This window comes from Bacillus sp. FSL E2-0195 (genome assembly GCF_038003645.1).
Classification (GTDB): domain Bacteria; phylum Bacillota; class Bacilli; order Bacillales; family Bacillaceae_G; genus Bacillus_A; species Bacillus_A mycoides.
In genome coordinates, this window is the sequence record NZ_JBBOPN010000001.1 from 903027 (window position 1) to 922923 (window position 19897).

Annotated in this window: 22 protein-coding genes and 2 pseudogenes; 21 read left to right on the top strand and 3 right to left on the bottom strand. The window is 36.8% G+C overall.

Going from position 1 to position 19897, the window contains the following annotated elements; all coding sequences use genetic code 11:
- The first annotated feature begins 156 nt into the window (after positions 1-156).
- A complete protein-coding gene (locus MHH59_RS04570; protein WP_078422021.1) occupies positions 157-1110 on the top strand; it encodes a TRM11 family SAM-dependent methyltransferase in 954 nt (317 codons plus the stop codon).
- Between the two features lie 209 nt (positions 1111-1319).
- Here MHH59_RS04570 and MHH59_RS04575 read toward each other — a convergent pair whose 3' ends face one another.
- Together MHH59_RS04575 and MHH59_RS04580 are read right to left on the bottom strand one after the other, a co-directional pair.
- Positions 1320-1820, bottom strand: coding sequence for a DinB family protein (locus MHH59_RS04575; protein WP_001273686.1), 501 nt, complete (start codon positions 1818-1820; stop codon positions 1320-1322).
- Positions 1821-2282: 462 nt separating this feature from the next.
- Positions 2283-2429, bottom strand: a complete 147-nt coding sequence (locus MHH59_RS04580) for a YflJ family protein (protein WP_103458279.1) — start codon at positions 2427-2429, stop codon at positions 2283-2285.
- 311 nt (positions 2430-2740) lie between these two features.
- Between MHH59_RS04580 and MHH59_RS04585 the strand changes: the two genes are divergently transcribed.
- The 7 genes from MHH59_RS04585 (at position 2741) to MHH59_RS04615 (ending at position 9500) form a co-directional block, all read left to right on the top strand.
- On the top strand, positions 2741-3094 hold the full coding sequence (locus MHH59_RS04585; protein ID WP_001225455.1) for a DUF3870 domain-containing protein: 354 nt from the start codon (positions 2741-2743) through the stop codon (positions 3092-3094).
- Between the two features lie 531 nt (positions 3095-3625).
- Positions 3626-4564 (top strand): glutarate dioxygenase GlaH, encoded by a 939-nt coding sequence (glaH, locus tag MHH59_RS04590; RefSeq protein WP_078178423.1) that lies wholly within the window; start codon positions 3626-3628, stop codon positions 4562-4564.
- Positions 4565-4622: 58 nt separating this feature from the next.
- The gene (lhgO, locus tag MHH59_RS04595) at positions 4623-5825 is read left to right on the top strand and encodes an L-2-hydroxyglutarate oxidase (RefSeq protein WP_340850879.1); all 1203 of its coding nucleotides are present in this window, start codon (positions 4623-4625) and stop codon (positions 5823-5825) included.
- Between the two features lie 250 nt (positions 5826-6075).
- Positions 6076-6537, top strand: a complete 462-nt coding sequence (locus tag MHH59_RS04600; RefSeq protein WP_002010888.1) for a VOC family protein — start codon at positions 6076-6078, stop codon at positions 6535-6537.
- 254 nt (positions 6538-6791) lie between these two features.
- Positions 6792-7844, top strand: coding sequence for a proline racemase family protein (locus MHH59_RS04605; protein WP_340850882.1), 1053 nt, complete (start codon positions 6792-6794; stop codon positions 7842-7844).
- Positions 7845-7863: 19 nt separating this feature from the next.
- Complete coding sequence (locus MHH59_RS04610) at positions 7864-8841, top strand: ornithine cyclodeaminase family protein (protein WP_078203464.1); 978 nt, start codon at positions 7864-7866, stop codon at positions 8839-8841.
- A gap of 146 nt (positions 8842-8987) precedes the next feature.
- On the top strand, positions 8988-9500 hold the full coding sequence (locus tag MHH59_RS04615) for a hypothetical protein (protein ID WP_002030070.1): 513 nt from the start codon (positions 8988-8990) through the stop codon (positions 9498-9500).
- 108 nt (positions 9501-9608) lie between these two features.
- Here the strand turns inward: MHH59_RS04615 and MHH59_RS04620 are convergent, their stop codons facing one another.
- Positions 9609-9947, bottom strand: a complete 339-nt coding sequence (locus MHH59_RS04620) for a hypothetical protein (RefSeq protein ID WP_002125589.1) — start codon at positions 9945-9947, stop codon at positions 9609-9611.
- A gap of 318 nt (positions 9948-10265) precedes the next feature.
- On the opposite strand from MHH59_RS04620, the gene MHH59_RS04625 reads away from it, so the two are divergent.
- The 13 genes and pseudogenes from MHH59_RS04625 (at position 10266) to MHH59_RS04685 (ending at position 19884) form a co-directional block, all read left to right on the top strand.
- Positions 10266-11855, top strand: a complete 1590-nt coding sequence (locus MHH59_RS04625; RefSeq protein ID WP_078206463.1) for an ABC transporter substrate-binding protein — start codon at positions 10266-10268, stop codon at positions 11853-11855.
- A 147-nt stretch (positions 11856-12002) separates the two neighbouring features.
- Positions 12003-12953 carry an ABC transporter permease gene (locus tag MHH59_RS04630; RefSeq protein WP_002035186.1) on the top strand — a complete coding sequence of 317 codons (951 nt, stop codon included), beginning with the start codon at positions 12003-12005 and terminating at the stop codon, positions 12951-12953.
- 6 nt (positions 12954-12959) lie between these two features.
- Entirely contained in the window at positions 12960-13811 is an 852-nt protein-coding gene (locus MHH59_RS04635; protein WP_002035185.1) for an ABC transporter permease, read from the top strand.
- Between the two features lie 27 nt (positions 13812-13838).
- Positions 13839-14831, top strand: a complete 993-nt coding sequence (locus tag MHH59_RS04640) for an ABC transporter ATP-binding protein (RefSeq protein ID WP_002169052.1) — start codon at positions 13839-13841, stop codon at positions 14829-14831.
- Entirely contained in the window at positions 14824-15795 is a 972-nt protein-coding gene (locus tag MHH59_RS04645) for an ABC transporter ATP-binding protein (protein ID WP_016119685.1), read from the top strand. Before MHH59_RS04640 ends, MHH59_RS04645 begins: the two co-directional genes overlap by 8 nt.
- Before the next feature lie 138 nt (positions 15796-15933).
- Positions 15934-16155: pseudogene (locus tag MHH59_RS04650) on the top strand (nucleotide excision repair endonuclease); the annotation flags it as partial.
- A gap of 169 nt (positions 16156-16324) precedes the next feature.
- Entirely contained in the window at positions 16325-16954 is a 630-nt protein-coding gene (locus MHH59_RS04655; RefSeq protein ID WP_002069205.1) for a hypothetical protein, read from the top strand.
- Between the two features lie 123 nt (positions 16955-17077).
- On the top strand, positions 17078-17251 hold the full coding sequence (locus tag MHH59_RS04660) for an ornithine cyclodeaminase (protein WP_256508206.1): 174 nt from the start codon (positions 17078-17080) through the stop codon (positions 17249-17251).
- A gap of 128 nt (positions 17252-17379) precedes the next feature.
- Positions 17380-17676 carry a WXG100 family type VII secretion target gene (locus tag MHH59_RS04665; protein WP_002125598.1) on the top strand — a complete coding sequence of 99 codons (297 nt, stop codon included), beginning with the start codon at positions 17380-17382 and terminating at the stop codon, positions 17674-17676.
- Positions 17677-17862: 186 nt separating this feature from the next.
- Entirely contained in the window at positions 17863-18138 is a 276-nt protein-coding gene (locus tag MHH59_RS04670) for a TIGR04197 family type VII secretion effector (protein ID WP_002125601.1), read from the top strand.
- A 41-nt stretch (positions 18139-18179) separates the two neighbouring features.
- Positions 18180-18542, top strand: coding sequence for a DUF3958 family protein (locus MHH59_RS04675; RefSeq protein ID WP_002166286.1), 363 nt, complete (start codon positions 18180-18182; stop codon positions 18540-18542).
- Positions 18539-19609: pseudogene (locus MHH59_RS30800) on the top strand (T7SS effector LXG polymorphic toxin); the annotation flags it as partial. The gene MHH59_RS04675 and the pseudogene MHH59_RS30800, both read left to right, overlap by 4 nt.
- Positions 19610-19632: 23 nt before the next feature.
- Positions 19633-19884, top strand: coding sequence for a CdiA family toxin C-terminal domain-containing protein (locus tag MHH59_RS04685; RefSeq protein ID WP_002114738.1), 252 nt, complete (start codon positions 19633-19635; stop codon positions 19882-19884).
- Positions 19885-19897 lie beyond the last annotated feature (13 nt).

Below are 19897 nucleotides of genomic sequence, written 5' to 3' on the forward strand. Positions count from 1 at the left end.
TAGAAGAGATTGCTGAGAGGCAGTCTCTTTTATTTATTAAATGAATTATAAAGGTTTCTCTTTATTTCGGGCATATGATATCATTTAATTTTATATGAAAAAGTATTTGAGTAATTTTGATCATAACAATTTTAAACGATAAAGGATGATAATAGATTGAGTAATCATAGTAAAACACCTGCATGTATATATACGTATGCATTTCGCGAAGAGGAGCGTGCTTTATGTTACTTGGAAATGCGCTCGTTCTTTGGGATGGAGTCTCACGTTAATATTTTAAAAAGTGAAGTCAAGATTGCTCCGAGTAGAAGTCCGTTTATTAAAGAGCGCGTCGAGGTTATGTATGAAGGGGACGACTTAGAAAGCATTTTAGAACAAGTGGAACAAATTGATTTAGCGGGAGCGACATTCAAAGTTATCTTCGTTAAAATCAATGATCTTGGTAAAGAAAATAAAATTGAATATGGAGAAAGACGCCTTATTGAACGAGACCTCGGTATGCATATTGAAGGAGAAGCGGATGTTCGTAATCCAGAGCGTGTATTCGGAATTGTTCCTCTTGGAGGACGCTGGTACTTCGGACACTATGTAGAAAGTGATCCAGTTTGGTATCATCACATAAAAAAACCGCATAGCTATTCGACATCACTGAGCACACGTGTTGCTAGAGCTGTCGCAAATATCGCTGTACCAAACCCAGAGGGAGTACGAGCGATTGACCCGTGCTGCGGAATTGGAACAGTAGTAGTAGAAGCACTTTCTATGGGAATTAACATCGTTGGTAGAGATATAAATCCACTTGTGGTTCTTGGAACGAGAAAAAACATCGCACATTTCGGGTTTGAAGGAACAGTAACAAAAGGACCGATTGAAGAACTGACTGAGAACTACGACGTTGCAATTATCGATATGCCGTACGATCTATTTACGCACGCAACGCCAGAAGATCAACTCTCAATTCTTTCAAGTGCGCGCCGTATTGCAAAAAAAGTAGTCGTTGTCACGATGGAAACAATGGACGACATGATTCATGAAGCGGGATTTGAAATTACAGACCGCTGTATCACAAGAAAAGGATCATTTTCTAGACAAATTCTTGTTTGTGAATAGGAAAGGTCACCCGTTTATTAAATTATTAAATTAATAAATTACAGGATAGTTAGTCCATTATGAGGCTGATTATCCTTTTTTATTTAACAACAAATACAAAAACTCCATTTTGAATAAAGGTTGATCAAAATGGAGTTACCCTTTTTAGCTAAGTATGAGATTTTTATAAAAAAGTTTGATTATTTTACTGAGCCTTAATGAATAACATTTCAAGAATACCAATAAAAAGCATAATCAGTCATAACTGAAGAATCACCCAACTGATGTAACATAGCTGAAATATTCCCTCTATGATAGGTTCCATGATTCACAACGTGTAAGACCATTTCAGATATACTTGTTTCTCTTAATCCTGCCCATGGATTATCCAACATTATTCTCTTTTCCATATCTTCCTGTCTGTTCAAAAAGGTTTTAAACCGGGATGTTAAAGTGTGAAATTCCGTTTCTAAGTCTTCAATGGGCAGTTTCTCAATCTTTTCTTGAATTTGAAATGAAGATTGCATTGCTTCATTCATACTCTGACCCTCAAGGGTATGAAGCCATCCATATTCCACCAAATAGAGATGAGATAAAACCTTTGAAACAGAAGAAAAGACACTTTTCATTTCCTTTTGATATTTCTCAGGAGAAAGTGTCTTAAGATGATCAATAATCCGTTGATTTGCCCATACATGATAGTTATATAGATTTTCTACATGATTTGCCATACAATCGCCTCCTTATCATCACGTTTTTTAATGTTCTTTATCAGAATGAATTATTCCTTTAAATATCATTACTTATTTGATGAGATCTTCAACTAAATGGCCCAATTGTTGAACAAAGGTCAAAGCAATCTTCAACTAACCTGCCCCGTTAGTTGAAGTACATTTCTTCACAATGTTTATCGTTAGATTAACATAAATATCCAACAAGAAAACATCAAACCTCTAAGAAATCTATAGAGGTTTGATGTTTTTAATCAATCTTTTTTACAAAGCTACACTTGTGACAAAAAAGCTTATTTTTTCATTTTGTGGTGATTCTGAATTCTTAAGTTGATGGGCATGCCTGTGTAGGTGACCTTTTTTTAGTTTGTATCAATGTGTGATTAGTTGGTAGTTTAGATGGGAGATTTGACGGGATTTGTTGAATAGACGATATATCTCGAGAGTTGTTTTGTTAGTAAATTACTCTTCTTTCGTTGTCTCTTGTTGTGCGATTAATAAATTGCGTAATACGTGTCCGCGGTAACTTTCTAGTTTTCGTCCTTCATGGTAGCGAACACCTAATTTCTTTAGTTCAGCTACGTACCAGCCTTTCGTTCCGTAATACATGAGACCACTTCCTTCTTTCTTTTGAACAGTATATGTGCCTGGGCGAGAGAATTTTCTTGTTTATTCATGAAATTTGCGAAGTTTAATATTGAATATTCAGTTTATTTTCATTATGATTAACTTATTATCGGATGACAGTGATTAGCCTCGCTGTAAGCCCGAATGCCTTTTTGAAAATGAATAGAGGAACAACTTCTTTCCACTTGAACTTCCTTAGCAGAAGTACGAGCTATAAGGATAAGGGTAGTAAAATTCAATGCAAATGTGTACATTGTTTTTCTGGCTCTTAACATAGTAACGGAGGATGAAATATGCGTAAAGGGACTTTTTTTATGGCAGGACATTCGAGACTTCCGAAAGGTATGGCTGTTCGCAGTATGTATGAAACATTAACAATTACAATTGAGGCAGATCATAAATATCATGTCATTATTGAAGCGTCATGTACGCTTGCGACAGAGCATGGTAGAGACTTCGTCGCTCAAATGTTGAGAGGACATAGTTTGCAAGATGGTATTGAAGAAATCGTTCAAGATATTACGGATCATTATCAAGGAAAAGCGCAAAATGCGATCGTCAGTGCGGTAAAAGATTTACATCGCCAATATGTAAGTTATTTAAATGATGAACAGCCCAGAGGAGAGTACGAGGAAACAACACCATAAAAACTATCTAGTTTACAACCATAAACGAGAGCCAGTTGTATTTCTTTTAAAGAGATACGACTGGCTTATTTTATTGAGGAGGCAAGGAATATGAAAAAGTTAAATGAAGTTCAAGTTGTAAAACAAGAGATGAAAAAAAAAGAGGGTGTGTAGAAAGTAAGGGGATTTTTAAAACGTATAAAGTATGTAGAGAAAATAATAAAAAACGAATTGACAGTTAGAATATTTTGAATTATTATTTAATTAATAAGATCCATACGAGAAATTAGCCTTCTCTATATTCGATCTTGCTTTCCTGTTTTACAAATATTTTCATACAAACTGTCTATTATTATTGTACTTTAAGAGATTAAAGAACACTCGTAATTATGAGCCAGTTGTACGTTTCTACGATTTTATGTCGTGGTATGCGTATAACTGGCTTTTTCGTTGTTAGGACAGTAAGACCGAATCTCAGCATAAGAAGATAAGGATAACTGTCTGTAAAAAGCGTCAATAAGTTCTTCATATTTAAATTAGGGAGGAATTGAAATGTCGATTATTACAGAACAAAATGCAAAGATGAAATTTGCAAAGAAATATGAGGGGTATGAAATTGTTCCTCATCCAGAGCATAAACGTTTATATCATATTACGCTAAAACAGCAATTGCTTAAGCAGTTTTTTGAAGAGGTAAAAGAGCATTCAGAGCAGTCACTGCAATACATTCCCTATTCTCGATTTAATCTTGCGGATGGAATGAGAAAGATTTTTGGGCAATCATTTATGGATAACATTCGCGGCATTGTTCATGACCGTGAAACGGGCGGATTTACAATTGGGGTGCAAGGTGAAACGGCAGATCCAGCAGACTACGTGAAATTTGCAACAGCATTAACACATTTAATCGGGGAGCCAAACTTTGATGCAATGACAGGAACGTATTATGCTAGGTTTAATGTGAAAGATACGGATAGTAGTGATTCTTACCTTCGTCAAGCGTACCGATTGTTTACACTGCATACAGACGGTACATTCGTTGATGAGCCGACAGATTGGCTTCTTATGATGAAAATTGAAGAGCAAAATGCAGTAGGCGGAGAATCTCGTTTACTACATTTAGACGATTGGGAAGACCTTCAGAAATTTAGAAATCATTCGCTCGCATCTGTTAAGGTTACGTATAAAGCACCACCAAGTAAAAATGCGCAAGAAATCGTCTATCGTGAAACATTTTTTGATGTGAATAACGCACCATGTATTTGTTTTATTGATCAGTTTGCCTATCCAGATAATATTGAACAAGCAAACTATTTGAAAGACTTATCGTATTCTGTTGAAAACTCACCAGCAACACATGCATTGAAATTACCAATTGGTGACTTAGTTCTTTTAAACAACTTATTTTGGATGCACGGAAGAGCTGCATTTGAAAAAAATAAAGATTTATATAGAGAACTAATGCGTCAACGTGGTTGTTTTTCTAAATAAGTTTGTACGGCGGGTCTTAAAAAGGGCCTGCCTTTCATCATATTAAGGGGGAAGTAGGATGTATGACTTTATAATTATTGGCGGAGGAATTGTTGGGCTTTCAACGGGAATGGCTTTAACGAAAAAATTCCCTCGTGCGAAAATCGCGATCATTGAAAAAGAAAAGGAACTTGCACATCATCAAACTGGACATAATAGCGGAGTAATTCACTCTGGAATTTATTATAAACCAGGGAGTTATAAAGCGAAGTTTGCCAAAGAAGGAAACGCAGCTATGGTTCAATTTTGTAAAGAAAATGACATCGCTTATGACATGTGCGGAAAAGTAATTGTCGCTACAGAAAAGGACGAACTTCCTCTTTTACATAACTTATATGAGAGAGGCTTACAAAACGATTTACATATTGAAAAGATAGGTAAGGAAGAATTAGCTGAAATTGAACCTCATGTAAAAGGACTTGGGGCAATCCGTGTTCCTTCTTGCGGAATTGCTGATTATAAAGGCGTAAGTTATGCATTTGCCCGTTTGATCCAAGAAAGCGGGGGAGAAGTACATTTAGGAACAGCGGCGGAGCGTATTACTGAGAAGAAAGACGCTGTAACAATTGAGACGAATCAAGGGATATTTAAAACGAAATTTCTCATTAACTGCGCCGGCTTACATAGTGATCGCATTGCGAAAAAGACAGGGATATTAACGGATATGAAAATCGTTCCGTTTCGTGGTGAATATTACGAACTTGTCCCAGAAAAACGCCATCTTGTAAAACATTTAATCTATCCAGTTCCAAATCCAGAATTCCCATTTTTAGGCGTTCATTTCACAAGAATGATAAACGGAGACGTACATGCAGGACCGAATGCAGTATTAAGCTTTAAGCGAGAAGGCTATACGAAAACGGACTTCGATATTAAAGACTTCATGGAAACAATGACATACGCAGGCTTTTGGAAAATGGCGATGCCAAATATGAAAGAAGGCATAAAAGAAATGGTGCGCTCATTTAGTAAACAATCATTCCTAAAAAGCTTACAGCGCTTAATACCAGAACTTACAGAGAAAGATATTGTCCCAACCCATGCAGGTGTAAGGGCACAAGCCATTTTATCAAACGGAAATATGGTTGATGACTTCTGCATTATCCCTGGTGTAAATTCCCTGCATATTTGCAACGCACCGTCTCCGGCTGCAACGGCTAGTATAAAGATTGGTGAGGAGATTGCTAAGCAAGTGCCGGATGTGGTGGCGGTTAGGGTTTGATGGGTAATGGGTCCCCTGAGTGATTTGAGTCATAAATCCGCCTCACTTTGAACGATAATATTACCGTAAATCATGAATTTGAAGAACCCCTTCTTATAAAGTAAAACTTTAATCAGTGATGGTTTTTCTTCAGCATTAGGGCTACGAAATTGAAAAATATTTAAAGGAAATACGATATCACTTCTATTTCTAGTTTATTAAAGTAGGCTTTATAGTAAGGATTTCTAAAAATATAAAGGAGGGATATGCTTTGTTTCCAGGTACTTTATATGAAACACATGTTAAAACAAAAAATTTAGAAGTGGCAAAAGAGTTTTATACTAAACTTGGATTATTTCATGCTCGCACTATTGAAGAACGCCGTGTAGCTTTCTTTTGGTTTGATAAAGAAAATAAGAAGGAACAAATGCTGGGCATTTGGGAAGTATCGGAAGAAGCATTCCATACAAGTCACTTTGCATTCAAGGTTAACTATGAAGAAATCATTCATGCAAGAGAATGGCTTCTTAATAAAGGAATAAACCCAAGGGCTGCTTTCGGTCTTGAACCTTCCGAGCCTATGGTTCAAACTTGGACACCTAGTGCAAATCTTTATTTTTACGATCCTGACGGCAATTCTTTAGAATTTCTATGTTTACTTCCTGAAAAGAAAAAAGTAAAACAAGATGTCATGTATTTGAGTGAGTGGGAAAGCTTGGGGAGTGAAGAATAAATTCGATTTTCAACTCAAATCCCGTAAATCTATGGCTTAAATCATCCCCTGAGTTTTCGGGGGATTTTTTTGTTTTGGGGCTAATAATCACCTACTGTATAAAAAAGTAGACAGTAGTGTGTATTTTTCAAAAAATGTATACAGATTTATTCCGCATTAACTGCCCGTAAAAGCCCGATTGGCGTGGGCTAATAATCAGTGGGGGATGAAGCCCCCCACTGATTAAAGTTTCACTTTATACTCTATGCGTTGGCATGATACTTGCAATGAAAATAGTATTAACATATAGGGGAGAGATAGAAATGAAGGTTAGTAAAATATACACAACAATTGATGCTCACGTAGCTGGGGAACCACTTCGAATCATTACGGTCGGAGTGCCAGAGGTAAAGGGAGAAACGCAATTAGAAAGACGCGCATACTGCATGGAACATTTGGATCATCTTCGCGAGGTTCTTATGTATGAACCGAGAGGACATCACGGAATGTACGGTTGTATCATTACTCCGCCCGCAAGTCCTCATGCTGATTTTGGCGTATTATTTATGCACAATGAAGGCTGGAGTACGATGTGTGGTCACGGAATTATCGCTGTTATTACAGTTGGAATTGAAACAGGTATGTTTGAAGTGACAGGTGAAAAACAAAAATTTATTATTGATAGCCCTGCTGGGGAAGTCATTGCGTACGCAAAATTTAACGGGAGCGAAGTAGAGTCAGTATCATTTGAAAACGTTCCTTCGTTCGTATACAAAAAAGACGTTCCTATCAAAATAGATGACTATGAATTTCAAGTAGATATCGCGTTTGGCGGAGCATTCTACGCTGTAGTGGATAGTAAAGAGTTTGGTTTGAAAGTCGATTTCAAAGATTTAGCTGCAATTCAAACGTGGGGCGGTAAAATTAAACACTACATTGAAAGTCAAATGGAAGTAAAACATCCACTTGAAGAAGATTTAAAAGGAATATACGGAGTTATTTTCTCAGATGAGCCGAAAGGAAAAGACGCTACTTTACGAAATGTAACGATCTTTGCTGATGGGCAAGTAGACCGTTCCCCTTGCGGTACAGGAACATCCGCAAGAATCGCAACTCTTTTTGAAAAAGATGCCTTACAAAAAAGAGAGATGTTCATCCACGAATGCATTACTGACGGCCAATTTGAGGGAGAAGTATTGTCGGTAACAGCGGTAGATACATATGAAGCTGTCGTTCCGAAAGTAACGGGGAATGCATTTATTACAGGATTTCATCAGTTCGTTGTAGATCCGAGGGATGATTTGAATCGGGGATTTTTGTTAGGATAAGAGGAGGAGGTGGAAAGATATGCTAGTCATAAGCGCGAACGAACAACGAAACTTAGTAAATATGAAGGAAGTCATTGAATACGCGGCGCTTGCTTTAAAAGAATTTTCAGCAGAAAGAACGATCACACCAATTCGTGGCTCATTACCATTTGCGAACGAGCAAAATACCGCATTAATTATGCCTTCAGTAGCGGAAGGGCTTGAGGCACTTGGCTTAAAAGTAGTAACGGTAGTCCCGCAGAACAAAAAGATAGGAAAGAAAACGATAAACGGAATTGTTATGCTATCAGACTTTAAAACGGGAGAACCGCTTGCGCTTTTAGAAGGATCGTACTTAACGATGATTCGAACAGGTGCCTTATCAGGAGTAGCGACAAAACATTTAGCTCGTCATAACGCAAAAAACTTATGCATTATCGGTACAGGTGAACAAGCGAAAGGAATTGCAGAAGCTGTACTCGCCGTTAGGGATATCGAAAAAATCATTCTATATAACCGAACGGAAGAAAAAGCCTATGCATTCGCGCAATATATACAAGAGAAATTAGGCAAACCGGCTTACGTTTACACAAATCCAAATGAAGCAATAAGCGAAGCAGACATCATCATCACAACAACGAATGCATCCACACCAGTCTTCTCAGAAAAACTACAAAAAGGCGTCCACATAAACGCCGTCGGTTCATTTAGACCGAGCATGCAAGAACTACCATCCCACGCCATCGCGAATGCAAACAAAGTAGTAGTCGAATCAAAAGAAGCAGCACTAGAAGAAACAGGTGACCTTCAAGTTCCTATAAAAGAAGGGTTATTTGAGGCGAGCGACATCCACGCCGAACTTGGTCAGATTATAAGCGGAGAAAAAGCTGGTAGAGAGAACGATGAAGAGATTACTATTTTTAAATCGGTTGGTTTGGCGGTAGTGGATATTATCGTTGCGAAGTATTTGTATGAGAAAGCGGTGGAGTGTGGAATGGGTACTACGATTCAGTTGTGAGGCTGCCTTTGGGTGGTCTTTTTGTTTATAATGCGCGTATGCATCTCGATTGTAATGTGTAGTGTTTGCAAAGAAATTATGTGATGTATTATATATTCTGTTAAAATTAAACAAAAATGCATATAAGAAATTGCAGGTGAGAAACCTTGGATTTAGTTCGAAAATTAACTCGTATTTATGGCTTAGGGCTTTGCTGTGGGTTGTGGAGTAAAGCTGAAGTAATTCAATGGTGTGATAAATTGATTGAAGCAAGTGACAGCCCGCCATATGAAATAATTGAGATATCCTTAATGTCTAAAGCAAAGATAGATGATATTGAAGGGAAGTTATTTGAGTTTAGTAGCACAGTTGATGAAGAATACACTGTTAAGTTAACTCTTTCCGTCATTCATGAAAAACTAAAAAAACATGAACTGACGATTGAAGAATCAATTAAATGCACCACTAGACTTTTAGTCAACAGGGGGGTGCATTGGGAGGCGGAATACTTTGAATTGTATAGTCTAGACGATAGCTATGACTTAGCTAAAGATGGTGTTCATTTTGATTTAAGTCAAGTTATTCATACATATATTGAAATGTTAAGTATTTATAGTAAGTATTTTAGTGGGTTTGAAAAACTGTATTTTAAAGTAATGGGAAATGAATGGAGATTTTAATGTATATCAGTATTTGATTAGCTTTGTTTGTCCCTTATTTTCCAATTGGAGAATAAGGGACAAAGTTTTATGAAGGAGTAAATTTAGATATCAAGTATGCAGATTTTTTTACCATTCCCGCCATTCTTCTGTTATATCTTCTTCGGATTCTAAGCCAGCTATTCGTGCTGCTGTATCGATAAATTCATAGAGATCTTCTCTTTCCATTGTTTCGATAAAATAGTCATGTTCGTCATTTAATTCATTTATATTAACAACTACTTCTTTAACGACTTGCATTATTTTGACTTCGGTTGGATTCTCTCCCAATAGCTCTAAATTGTTAATGTAAGTGTCGAGAACTTTATTTGTTGCACTTATATTTTCTTCAGTGAAAAATTCGCCATCTTCATCATTCTCAATCCATGGGGTTGTGGGTTTGTTTTTTTTCAATTCATCAAATGTCATAAGAGCCTCCTAAAAGTGTTTTTTATCTTTAATCCCATTCTACATTTTCAATTATATATAACAACCATCTCAGAGAAACTTTCTGTAGGTTGCTAGTTTTTCAACGCATTTTACGAGGCCATCTATTCGAGGTCTTTTTATTTTCTCCCCCGCATAAATATATTTTATCGCAAGAATTCATTAATAGATTTCAAACTGTCTATCTTTGCGAAAAAGTTTGACAATACATACGGGTAGTGGTAATTTAAAACCTATAAGAAAACTCGGTATTAATTCCGAGTTTTCTTATAGGTGTAAATAGTCGAGAGGGGTCGAAATATGAAGAAGAAGTTGTTTGCATTACCATTTGTCCTACTATTACTTATTGCATTAGCGGCTTGCTCAGGGGAGAAAGATTCTTCGAAGCAAGCAGGAACTAGTAAATCAGGGACTCCGAAAGATGGAGGAACGTTAACAGTTGGTGTTAGTGATAATCCAGATACGATGAACCCGCTTTATGCGAATGATCGAGTGTCATTAACGATACAGCAAGCTTTATATGCACCGCTGTATCATATGGAAGACGGTAAGAAAAAATTTGTTCTTGCTGAGAGCTTTACGCCTTCAGAGGATCAATTAACATGGACTTTAAAATTAAAGGATAATTTGAAATGGCATGATGGTAAGAAAATTACATCAGATGATATTGTATTTACATTCAAATCTATTCTAGATGAGAAGCAAAATAGTTCAAGCCGTGAAAACTTTATTTTTAAAGGAAAGCCGCTTGAGGTGAAAAAAGTGGATGAGCTAACGACTCAATTTGTATTACCACAAGTAAGTGCATCTTTCGAAGGGGTTATGAACGATTTCTTCCCAATTCCGAAACATGTATTTGAAGGTGAAGCAGATTTAGTGAAGAGTAAGAAAAACTTACAACCTGTAGGATCAGGTCCATTTAAGTTTAAAGAGTATAAATCAGATGAGTACGTTGCATTAGATCGTTTCGATGATTATGTCGGTGGTAAAGCTAAATTAGACTCTATCGTATATCGTGTTGTAAAAGACCGTAATACGGCAAATGTTTCACTACAAAATGGTCAAATCAACATGAAGATGATTGAGCCGCAAGACTTTAAGAAATTAGATAGCACTGGGAACTTCTCAATGGTGACATTCCCTGAAGGTAGATTATTCTACTTATCTTATAACCAAAATACAGATCTTATGAAGAAAAAAGAAGTGCGCCAAGCAATTGCGCATGCGTTAGATAAGAAAGAAATGATTAACTCAGCATTCGTTTCTAGTCAATTCGCAGAACCAGCAAATTCAATCTTAACGCCAGACGCTATGTATTATGCAAAAGACATTAAAGATTATAAGTATGATAAAAAAGAAGCGAAAGATTTATTAGCGAAAGCTGGCGTGAAAGATAAAGAAAAAGTACGCGTTATGTATGTAACGAATAATAAAATTATGGAAAGCTTAGCGCTTTATACACAACAAAAATTACAAGAAGTTGGCTTAGAAGTTGAACTGAATGCATTAGATGCTAGTGCGGCAAGTGAGAAGAGCTTAGATAAAGAAAATAAAGAATATGACATTACATTCGGTGGTTACATAATGGGACCAGAGCCTGATTCATATAAGAGCTTATTCTTAAGTAATGCAGAATACAATTATGCACGTTATAAAAATGCTGACTTCGATAAGTTATGGGAAGAAGCTGCGGTTGAAACAGATAAAACAAAACGCGCAGAGCTATACCATAAAATTCAAGAGACAGCTAGAGAAGACTTACCTTATCTACCAATCGCATATCCGAAAGCAGTTATTGCAGTAGATAAAAAATTTGATGGATTAAAAGAAGCAAAAGCAATTCCTGTCACAATGTTTGAAGATCTATCGAAAATCTATGAAGTGAAATAAGAAACAGTAAAGAAGCTGGTGGAAATCAGCTTCTTTACCCCGCTTTAATGGGCAGTAAGACTCCCACCTCAAAACTTGGCGAATGCGAGGAAGTTAGGCGGGAGTAGGGCTGATTAAAGTTTCACTTTATCTTGAGGGGGGAAGTTTGTGTATAAAGTAATTGCAAAGAGGCTTTTAAATGCGATTCCGCTTTTATTTGTTATTTCTATTATTTCTTTTCTATTAATAAAACTAGCACCGGGCGATCCCGTTCGAAACTTTGTAACGCCGAATATGAGTCCGATTGACGTTGAACGTATTCGCAAAAGTTTAGGACTAGATCAGCCGATTTACGTGCAATATTTTTTATGGTTAAAAAATATTTTAACAGGGAATTTTGGGTACTCACTTCAAAACCATCGTCCTGTTTTAGAACTTATTACAGAAAGATTACCCGCAACAATCGGGTTAATGGGATCATCTTTACTCGTCTCATTTGTAATCGCAATCCCGCTTGGATTATTTACAGGTGTGAAAAAGAACTCGTTCTTTGACCGCATTGTGAACTTCATCTCCTATGTGGGAATCTCAATGCCAGTTTTTTGGTTCGCGTTACTATTAATCTACTTATTCTCTTTAAAGTTGAACATGCTTCCGAGTATGGGTATGCGCACAGTCGGTCAAGATTCCTTCTGGGATATTGTCCAGCACGGTATTTTACCTTGCATGGTGCTAGCGTTCCAAAACATCTCTGTCTATATGAGATATATTCGCTCAAGTACAATTCAGCAATTAGAAGAAGATTACGTACAAATTCAATATGCGTACGGTGCTTCACAGAAAACAGTTTTATTTAATCACGTACTTCGAAACGTATTAATACCGATCATTACAATTTTCGGATTATCTATTCCGAGTTTAGTAGGCGGAGCTTTTATTACGGAAACAGTATTCTCATGGCCGGGACTTGGTTCACTCGGGGTAAATGCTATTTTTAGGTTTGATTATCCGATTATTATGGCAATCACATTATTATCATCGTTCATGTTAATTCTCGGTAATTTAATTGCTGATATTTTATATGGCGTTGTAGATCCGCGCATTCGAATGAGGGGGTGATTTGGAATGAACAATAGGAGATTTCAAACGATAAAAAATAGTTTTACAAAAAATAAGTTTGTAGTAATGGGAGTTATTATACTGGGTGTTTTAACAATCGCGTCTCTTTTCGCATTCGTATCACCGTACGATCCTAGTAAAATGTCGATTCCAGATCGTTTACAAGAACCGAGTATGAGTCATCCGTTCGGCACAGATGATTACGGAAGGGATTACTTAACGAGAGCGTTATATGGCGGACGAGTTTCCCTTGCTGTTGGTTTTCTAGCGATGGTTGTTTCCATTACAATCGGGACCGCAGTAGGAACAATTAGCGGATATTTTGGCGGAAAGTTAGACAACTTCTTAATGCGAATTGTTGAAGTTCTTATGTCGATTCCATCATTCTTCTTAATGCTACTATTAAATGCGTATTTAAAACCAGGAATTACAACGCTTGTTCTTATTATCGGATTATTAACGTGGATGGATACCGCGCGTATCGTAAGGGCAGAAACGTTATCTGTAAAAGAGCGTGAGTACGTTTTATACGCAAAAGTGTCGGGACAAAAATCATTGATGATTATTGTAAGACACATCATTCCGAACATTTTATCAACCATTATAATCGCAGCGACATTAACAATTGCGACATCGATTTTAATGGAATCATCACTTAGCTTCTTAGGGTTAGGTATTAGAGAACCAGATTCTTCTTGGGGCAGCATGCTGAACAATGCGCAAGGATACATAGGTGAAGCTTGGTATTTAACACTCTTCCCAGGGTTCCTTATTTTATTAACTGTACTAAGTTTTAACGTAATCGGTGAAGCGTTGAAAAAAGCTTTCGCACCAAAAGGGGCTCATCATGAGAACTAATGTTTTAAGTGAGGGGGAGTGAAAAGCGTGTCTGAAAAACTATTAGAAGTGAAAAACTTAAAGACTTCTTTTTTCATAGAAGACGGCGAAGTAGAAGCTGTTCGCGGCGTTTCATTTAGTTTGAAAAAGGGTGAAGTCGTTGGGATTGTTGGCGAATCGGGAAGCGGAAAGAGCGTTATGGCGAAATCGGTTATGGCTCTCGTTACGTCGCCAGGGAAAGTGAAAGAAGGAGAGATTCTTTTTCAAAATGAAAACGTGCTTTCTAAATCGGAGAAAGAATTACGCTCTATTAGAGGAAATCAAATTTCACTTATTTCCCAAGATCCAATGTCGGCATTAAATCCAGTTGTGAAAATTGGTAAGCAAATGACAGAAGTAATTATAAGGCATCAAAAAGTGAAAAAGAAAGAAGCACAAAATATCGCGGTCAACTTACTAAAACAAGTCGGTCTTTCTTCACCGGAAGAAAGGGTAAAACAATATCCGCATGAACTAAGCGGCGGTATGAAGCAGCGGGTTATGATCGCAATGGCAATGTCTTGTAATCCAGACCTTCTCATTGCGGATGAACCGACGACTGCGCTTGATGTAACGATACAAGCGCAAATACTAGATTTAATGAAAAACTTAAAAAACGAAACGAATATGTCGTTACTTCTTATTACACATGATCTTGGAATTGTTGCGCAAAACTGTACACGCGTCATCGTTATGTACGGCGGGCTTATTATGGAAGAAGGACATGTACTTGATATTTTTCAATCGCCGAATCATCCATACACGAAAGGGTTATTAAACTCTCTGCCAAAAATATCGAACGGCGTAAAAGAAAGACTAGCACCAATTCAAGGTGTAACGCCAAACTTACTACACCCGCCGAAAGGATGCCCATTCGCAGAGCGTTGCCCACATAAAATGGACATTTGTGAAAAAGAACGTCCACCATATTTTGAAATTGGAAACGGAAGACGCTCCATGTGCTGGCTAAACGATAGGGCGGTAGGTGATTCACATGCATGAAGAAAACTTAATTGAAGTTCGGAACTTAAAAAAGTATTTTCCTATCAAAAAAGGACTATTCGGCAGAAAAACAGAGCAATTAAAAGCAGTCGATGACCTAAGCTTCACAATTAAAAAGGGTGAAACATTCGGACTAGTAGGAGAATCTGGCTGCGGAAAATCAACGACAGGAAGAAGTATCATTCGTTTACACGACGTCACTTCAGGTAACATCCTATTTGATGGAAAAGATATCGCAGATCTAAAGGAAAGTGAACTAAAAGAATACAGAAAACGAATGCAAATCATTTTCCAAGACCCATACGCATCATTAAACCCGACAATGAACGTATTCCAAATTATTAGCGAACCGATGAACATTCATGGCTCTTACACAGCGGAAGAAAGAAAAGAAATCATTCTAGACCTGCTCAAAAAAGTAGGACTAAAAGAAGAACACCTATATCGCTACCCGCACGAATTTAGCGGAGGCCAAAGACAGCGCATAAGCATCGCGCGCGCACTATCTGTAAAACCAGACTTCATCCTATGTGACGAACCAATCTCAGCACTAGATGTCTCAGTCCAAGCACAAGTCGTAAACATGCTGCAAGATATTCAAGAAGAAACAGGCGTCACATACTTATTCATCGCCCATGACCTATCCATGGTAAGACACATATCAGACCGAATTGGAGTCATGTACTTAGGAAACATAGTAGAAATTGCCGACAGCGAAGACCTATACACAAAACCGGCACATCCATACACACAAGCACTACTCTCATCCATGCCAGAACCAGATCCAACAAACACAGGCAAAGAACGGATCATCCTAGAGGGAGAAGTACCAAGCCCACTCAACTCACCATCCGGCTGCAAATTCAGAACGCGCTGCAAATTCGCCACTGAAAAATGCGCGCAGGAAGTACCAAAGATGGTTGAGATTGCGAAGGGACATGAGGTGGCTTGTCATTTGTTTTAGAGTTGAGGAAATGCACTGGGGGGACCTGGTGCTTTTTTCTTTTGTGTGGGGGTGTGGGATTAGTTGTAGACTAATGGTCAGCGACTGTCTATATTTGCATCTCCTATCATATAATTCCCCTTATTTTTTAACTATGATTTTAATGACGAACTTCTTTTTGTTGGGAAAGCACGTAAAGTAAGACAACGTATTAAAAAGCATTTTGAAGATAATGTATCACCAATTAAAAATCATCGTGATGAAGTGTATTGTATTGATGTATGTATTGTAGAAGATCCGATGGAAAGAGAAATTTACGAAACATATATGATTAACGAATTTCAAGCGAAGTATAATGTGGATAAAGTATTTTATAAATAACATCAACGTAAAGCATGATCTTGGTACTACATCAAGATCATGTTTTTTATATGCAATAAAAACGATTGATTATTCTTAATCATTCGACAAAATACAACAATTTAAGATGGTATTTTTTGCTATGATAAGTAAGGAATTTACATATCGTGTTATTGGGGGATAAAAAGAGATGTTGAAAAAATTTACTACATGTATTTTAGGTGGCGCTTTAGTATTCAATTTATCTGGTTGCGGCAATACATCCGACAAAACTTCTTCAGAATCTAAAGAAACCAATTCTAAACAAGAAGAAAAGAAAGTGCAAACAACTGATGAAGCGAAAACGAAAGAGAATACAAAGCAGAAAAATACAGAACAAACAAAAGAGAAATCAAAAATAAAAGAAAAAGAGTATGCTGTAAACAAGGATTTTCATACACCTAAATTTGATGTAACTGTAAAAAGAGTTGTAGAAAGAGATAAGGTTGGTAAAGAAAGTATAGGATTCCAAAAACCTGAAGATGGACATGTTTTTATTGTGGTAGAAGCAGAAGGGAAAAACATCACAAACGAACCGATGAAATTAGCCGTTTTACCATCAGTGGATTTAGTGGATGAAAATGATAATGCTTACCAAAGTGATGTGTGGGCAGCTAGTAGTTATGGGGTTGAAAAAGGCGAGACCTCTACTATTACTAAGGAATTAAAACCAGGGGAGGTAAGGAGAGAAAGTAAAGTTTACGTGATTAATAAAGAAAAATTTGATACAGGAAAATGGTATGTACTTGTTAACCATGAGTATAAGGAACAAATTAAGTAGTGTTTATTTATTAAGAGGAGATTGCTCCTCTTTTTTTGTTACAAGTTAACACAGAATTTCGTTCTGAGGACACTATTAAATTTTTAAGTTGATGGAGATAGGACGCTACCCCTAGATGAAGAGATTACTATTTTCAAATCAATTGGTTTGGCTGTAGTAGATATTATAGTTGCGAATTATTTGTATGAGAAAGCGGTGGAGTGCGGGATAGGATTGAGTTTTGAGGGACTGCCTTTTGGTGTTCTTTTTTGCATAAAATCTTGTAAAGCAAGAAAAAGTAGAATATTTAATGATTAGAATTGATAATATTCTAATATTCAATAGAAAGATAAAACGTTTAAAAGTTCAAAATAATACATTATAATATTTTTAGTAAAATTAACCAAAATATATTTTACTTATTATGTATTAAAGGGGAAATGAAAATGGCTGGACAAATTCGTATGTCACCAGAGGAGCTTAAATCAAAAGCGACTCGATATGGACAAGGTGCAAATCAAATTGAGGATATTTTACGTCAATTACAAAACTTACAAAATGAATTAAGAGGAGAATGGGAAGGTCGTGCTTTCGAAGGTTTTGATCAACAGTTCAATGAATTAAAGCCAAAAGTACAAAGCTTTGCACAGCTATTGCAAGAAATTAATATGCAGCTGAATAAAACTGCAGAGGCTGTTGCTTCTCATGATGAAGAATTATCACGTAATTTCGGTTTGAAATAAAAATTGTTTTACTCTATATAACAAGCATTTCAAATGAGCCATACAGCTTATAATGTATGGCTCATTTGATTGCGTGCCCAGCTTAGCTGGACACACGTTTAAAAAGAGTGATATTGATAGAGAAATTTCATATATTTATTGGGATTTCTTTGGCATGTTCTGAAAATTAGAGAAAGGATTTGAGTGATGGGACAATTTCAAAGTAATTTTCAAAAGGCACAACAAATTGCTACGCAGATGAGAACAGCTTCGGATATAATCCAAAGTGCAACAAATCGTCCTATAACAAAGGCGACGCGTACAACACTATCTGTTAACTCCAAAGCACAAGAAGCGAATCAACAAATGTTAGATTTTACGAAACAATTTTCCACTGCCTTTCAACAAGCGGTCGATAATATTCATTCAGTAGCCCAAGAGTTTGAGAGAATGGATAACGAACTTCACAACACTTTTCGCTAATGTGACAACCTACGTAAAGGTAAAATGGTAGGAGGAATATGATGAGTCAAGATATTGAAAAACAAATTAATCAAGTAAATCAAAAGTTAAGAAGTGTATTTGAAGAACAAGACCGAAATCAATCCGCGATTCACATTCAGGAGCAAGCGGAAGCGGATTTTTATGAATGGAGAGGTCGAAGCCATCGTTTGTTTGATCGAATTTTAGGAACTTGGCATGGTGATAGAGAAATGTCTCAGTTTCTTATGAATACATATCAAGATGCACAACATGTTGAAAGAAAAGTCACATTTGAATTGGAAAACAAAAAAGAAACGTTGCTTAAAGAAAGACGAGACCTTAGTGATTTAGAAAACGACCTTTCCTATCAACAACAAAAATTAGCAAGGGAGGTCAATGCATGAGTTTAAATATGTATTTCGGAGAAGTACAAAGCCAAACTCAAAGCATGAATGCTGTATGTATCGCTACTATTCAAGGCATGGAACAAGCGATTCAGTCGATTGACGCTTTTGCAGTTGATACTGTGTTACAAGGGCAAACATATAGTAGTGCAAAAGCATTTTTTGTTCAAACCTTTCGTCCTTTAGCGCAAGGAATCATTTATTTATGTGAAGAATTAATCCGTCAGAATGATGCTTTTCCAAGTCAATTTCAATCACAAGTCGCTTCCACAGATGTAATTGAACAAGAAATATTAGAACAAATTCGAGAAATTGACCGAATGAAAGCAAGTATGGAAGCCATCAGTCAAGCTATGCCAATCCCAGGTATGGAAGCTATGGCAAATCTTTTTACTGTCATGAGGAAAAAACTGCAAGAAAAATTAGAACATCTATATGAATTTAATTATACTTCTAGTAGTAATTATGATACAGCACTTCAACTAGCTGCTAGTACCGCACAAGGTTTAGCAGAGGTACAAAGTGGAAAAGGTTTTAGTCCTGCAAGTGGTACATTTAGTACACAAGGGTTGAATATGGAATGGACAACTTCAATTCAAGCAATTACAGAAAGTAAAGCTCGTAAAGCACAAATTGAAAAAGCAATTGCTTTACGAGAACAAGAAGCAAATAGACCATGGTATGAAAAAACAGCTATCAGTACTTGGGAATTTATGAAAGAATTTTTTCAAGGCGCTGGCAGCGCGGCTTTCGAAAGCGTTATTGGACTAGAATCACCTGATAATGATGAATTAGAAAGCAAGTTAACTTATCAAGCGGGAAGGTTCACGGGAAATGTTATAGCAGGAGCGGCATCCATTATAGAAATTCTAGAAGGTCTTACCGTCATAGGCGGCTCTAATTTTTTAACTCTAGTCGCAACAGTAGGAACTGGTGGATTAGCATCACCAATTGCTATTACATTTGATGCAGCTGCTACAACGGCTGGAGTTAGTCTTGTTGGACATGGTGTATTTGTTGGGCGTAATGCAATTCAAAATAGTAAGGATACTCTTCAAAAATTCCAGGTGTAAAAACAGTAGAATACAATATGCCTAAGTTAAATATGGATGGCACTCCTACAGGAGAGTATGGAAATAAAGTATTCACAAAAACCATTTATGATCCTAAAATTATAAGTGATAAGGAATTTATTAACCGTGGAATTGAAGCAGCTAATGACGCTAAATTAAAAACTAGTGATGGAGTTCTTTCAAGAGAATGGACAGGTGTTGACAGTAAAGAGATAACTTGGAGAGGATACCATAAAGATGGAGAAATCTCTTCTTTTTTTCCAGAATAAATTAAAGATATAC

Coding starts and splice junctions, on each gene's coding strand:
- MHH59_RS04575 (WP_001273686.1), bottom strand. CDS start 1,820: ATGGCAAATCATGTAGAAAATCTATATAACTATCATGTATGGGCAAAT.
- MHH59_RS04580 (WP_103458279.1), bottom strand. CDS start 2,429: ATGTATTACGGAACGAAAGGCTGGTACGTAGCTGAACTAAAGAAATTA.
- MHH59_RS04585 (WP_001225455.1), top strand. CDS start 2,741: ATGCGTAAAGGGACTTTTTTTATGGCAGGACATTCGAGACTTCCGAAA.
- glaH (WP_078178423.1), top strand. CDS start 3,626: ATGTCGATTATTACAGAACAAAATGCAAAGATGAAATTTGCAAAGAAA.
- lhgO (WP_340850879.1), top strand. CDS start 4,623: ATGTATGACTTTATAATTATTGGCGGAGGAATTGTTGGGCTTTCAACG.
- MHH59_RS04605 (WP_340850882.1), top strand. CDS start 6,792: ATGATACTTGCAATGAAAATAGTATTAACATATAGGGGAGAGATAGAA.
- MHH59_RS04610 (WP_078203464.1), top strand. CDS start 7,864: ATGCTAGTCATAAGCGCGAACGAACAACGAAACTTAGTAAATATGAAG.
- MHH59_RS04620 (WP_002125589.1), bottom strand. CDS start 9,947: ATGACATTTGATGAATTGAAAAAAAACAAACCCACAACCCCATGGATT.
- MHH59_RS04625 (WP_078206463.1), top strand. CDS start 10,266: ATGAAGAAGAAGTTGTTTGCATTACCATTTGTCCTACTATTACTTATT.
- MHH59_RS04635 (WP_002035185.1), top strand. CDS start 12,960: ATGAACAATAGGAGATTTCAAACGATAAAAAATAGTTTTACAAAAAAT.
- MHH59_RS04645 (WP_016119685.1), top strand. CDS start 14,824: ATGCATGAAGAAAACTTAATTGAAGTTCGGAACTTAAAAAAGTATTTT.
- MHH59_RS04655 (WP_002069205.1), top strand. CDS start 16,325: ATGTTGAAAAAATTTACTACATGTATTTTAGGTGGCGCTTTAGTATTC.
- MHH59_RS04665 (WP_002125598.1), top strand. CDS start 17,380: ATGGCTGGACAAATTCGTATGTCACCAGAGGAGCTTAAATCAAAAGCG.
- MHH59_RS04670 (WP_002125601.1), top strand. CDS start 17,863: ATGGGACAATTTCAAAGTAATTTTCAAAAGGCACAACAAATTGCTACG.
- MHH59_RS04675 (WP_002166286.1), top strand. CDS start 18,180: ATGAGTCAAGATATTGAAAAACAAATTAATCAAGTAAATCAAAAGTTA.
- MHH59_RS04685 (WP_002114738.1), top strand. CDS start 19,633: ATGCCTAAGTTAAATATGGATGGCACTCCTACAGGAGAGTATGGAAAT.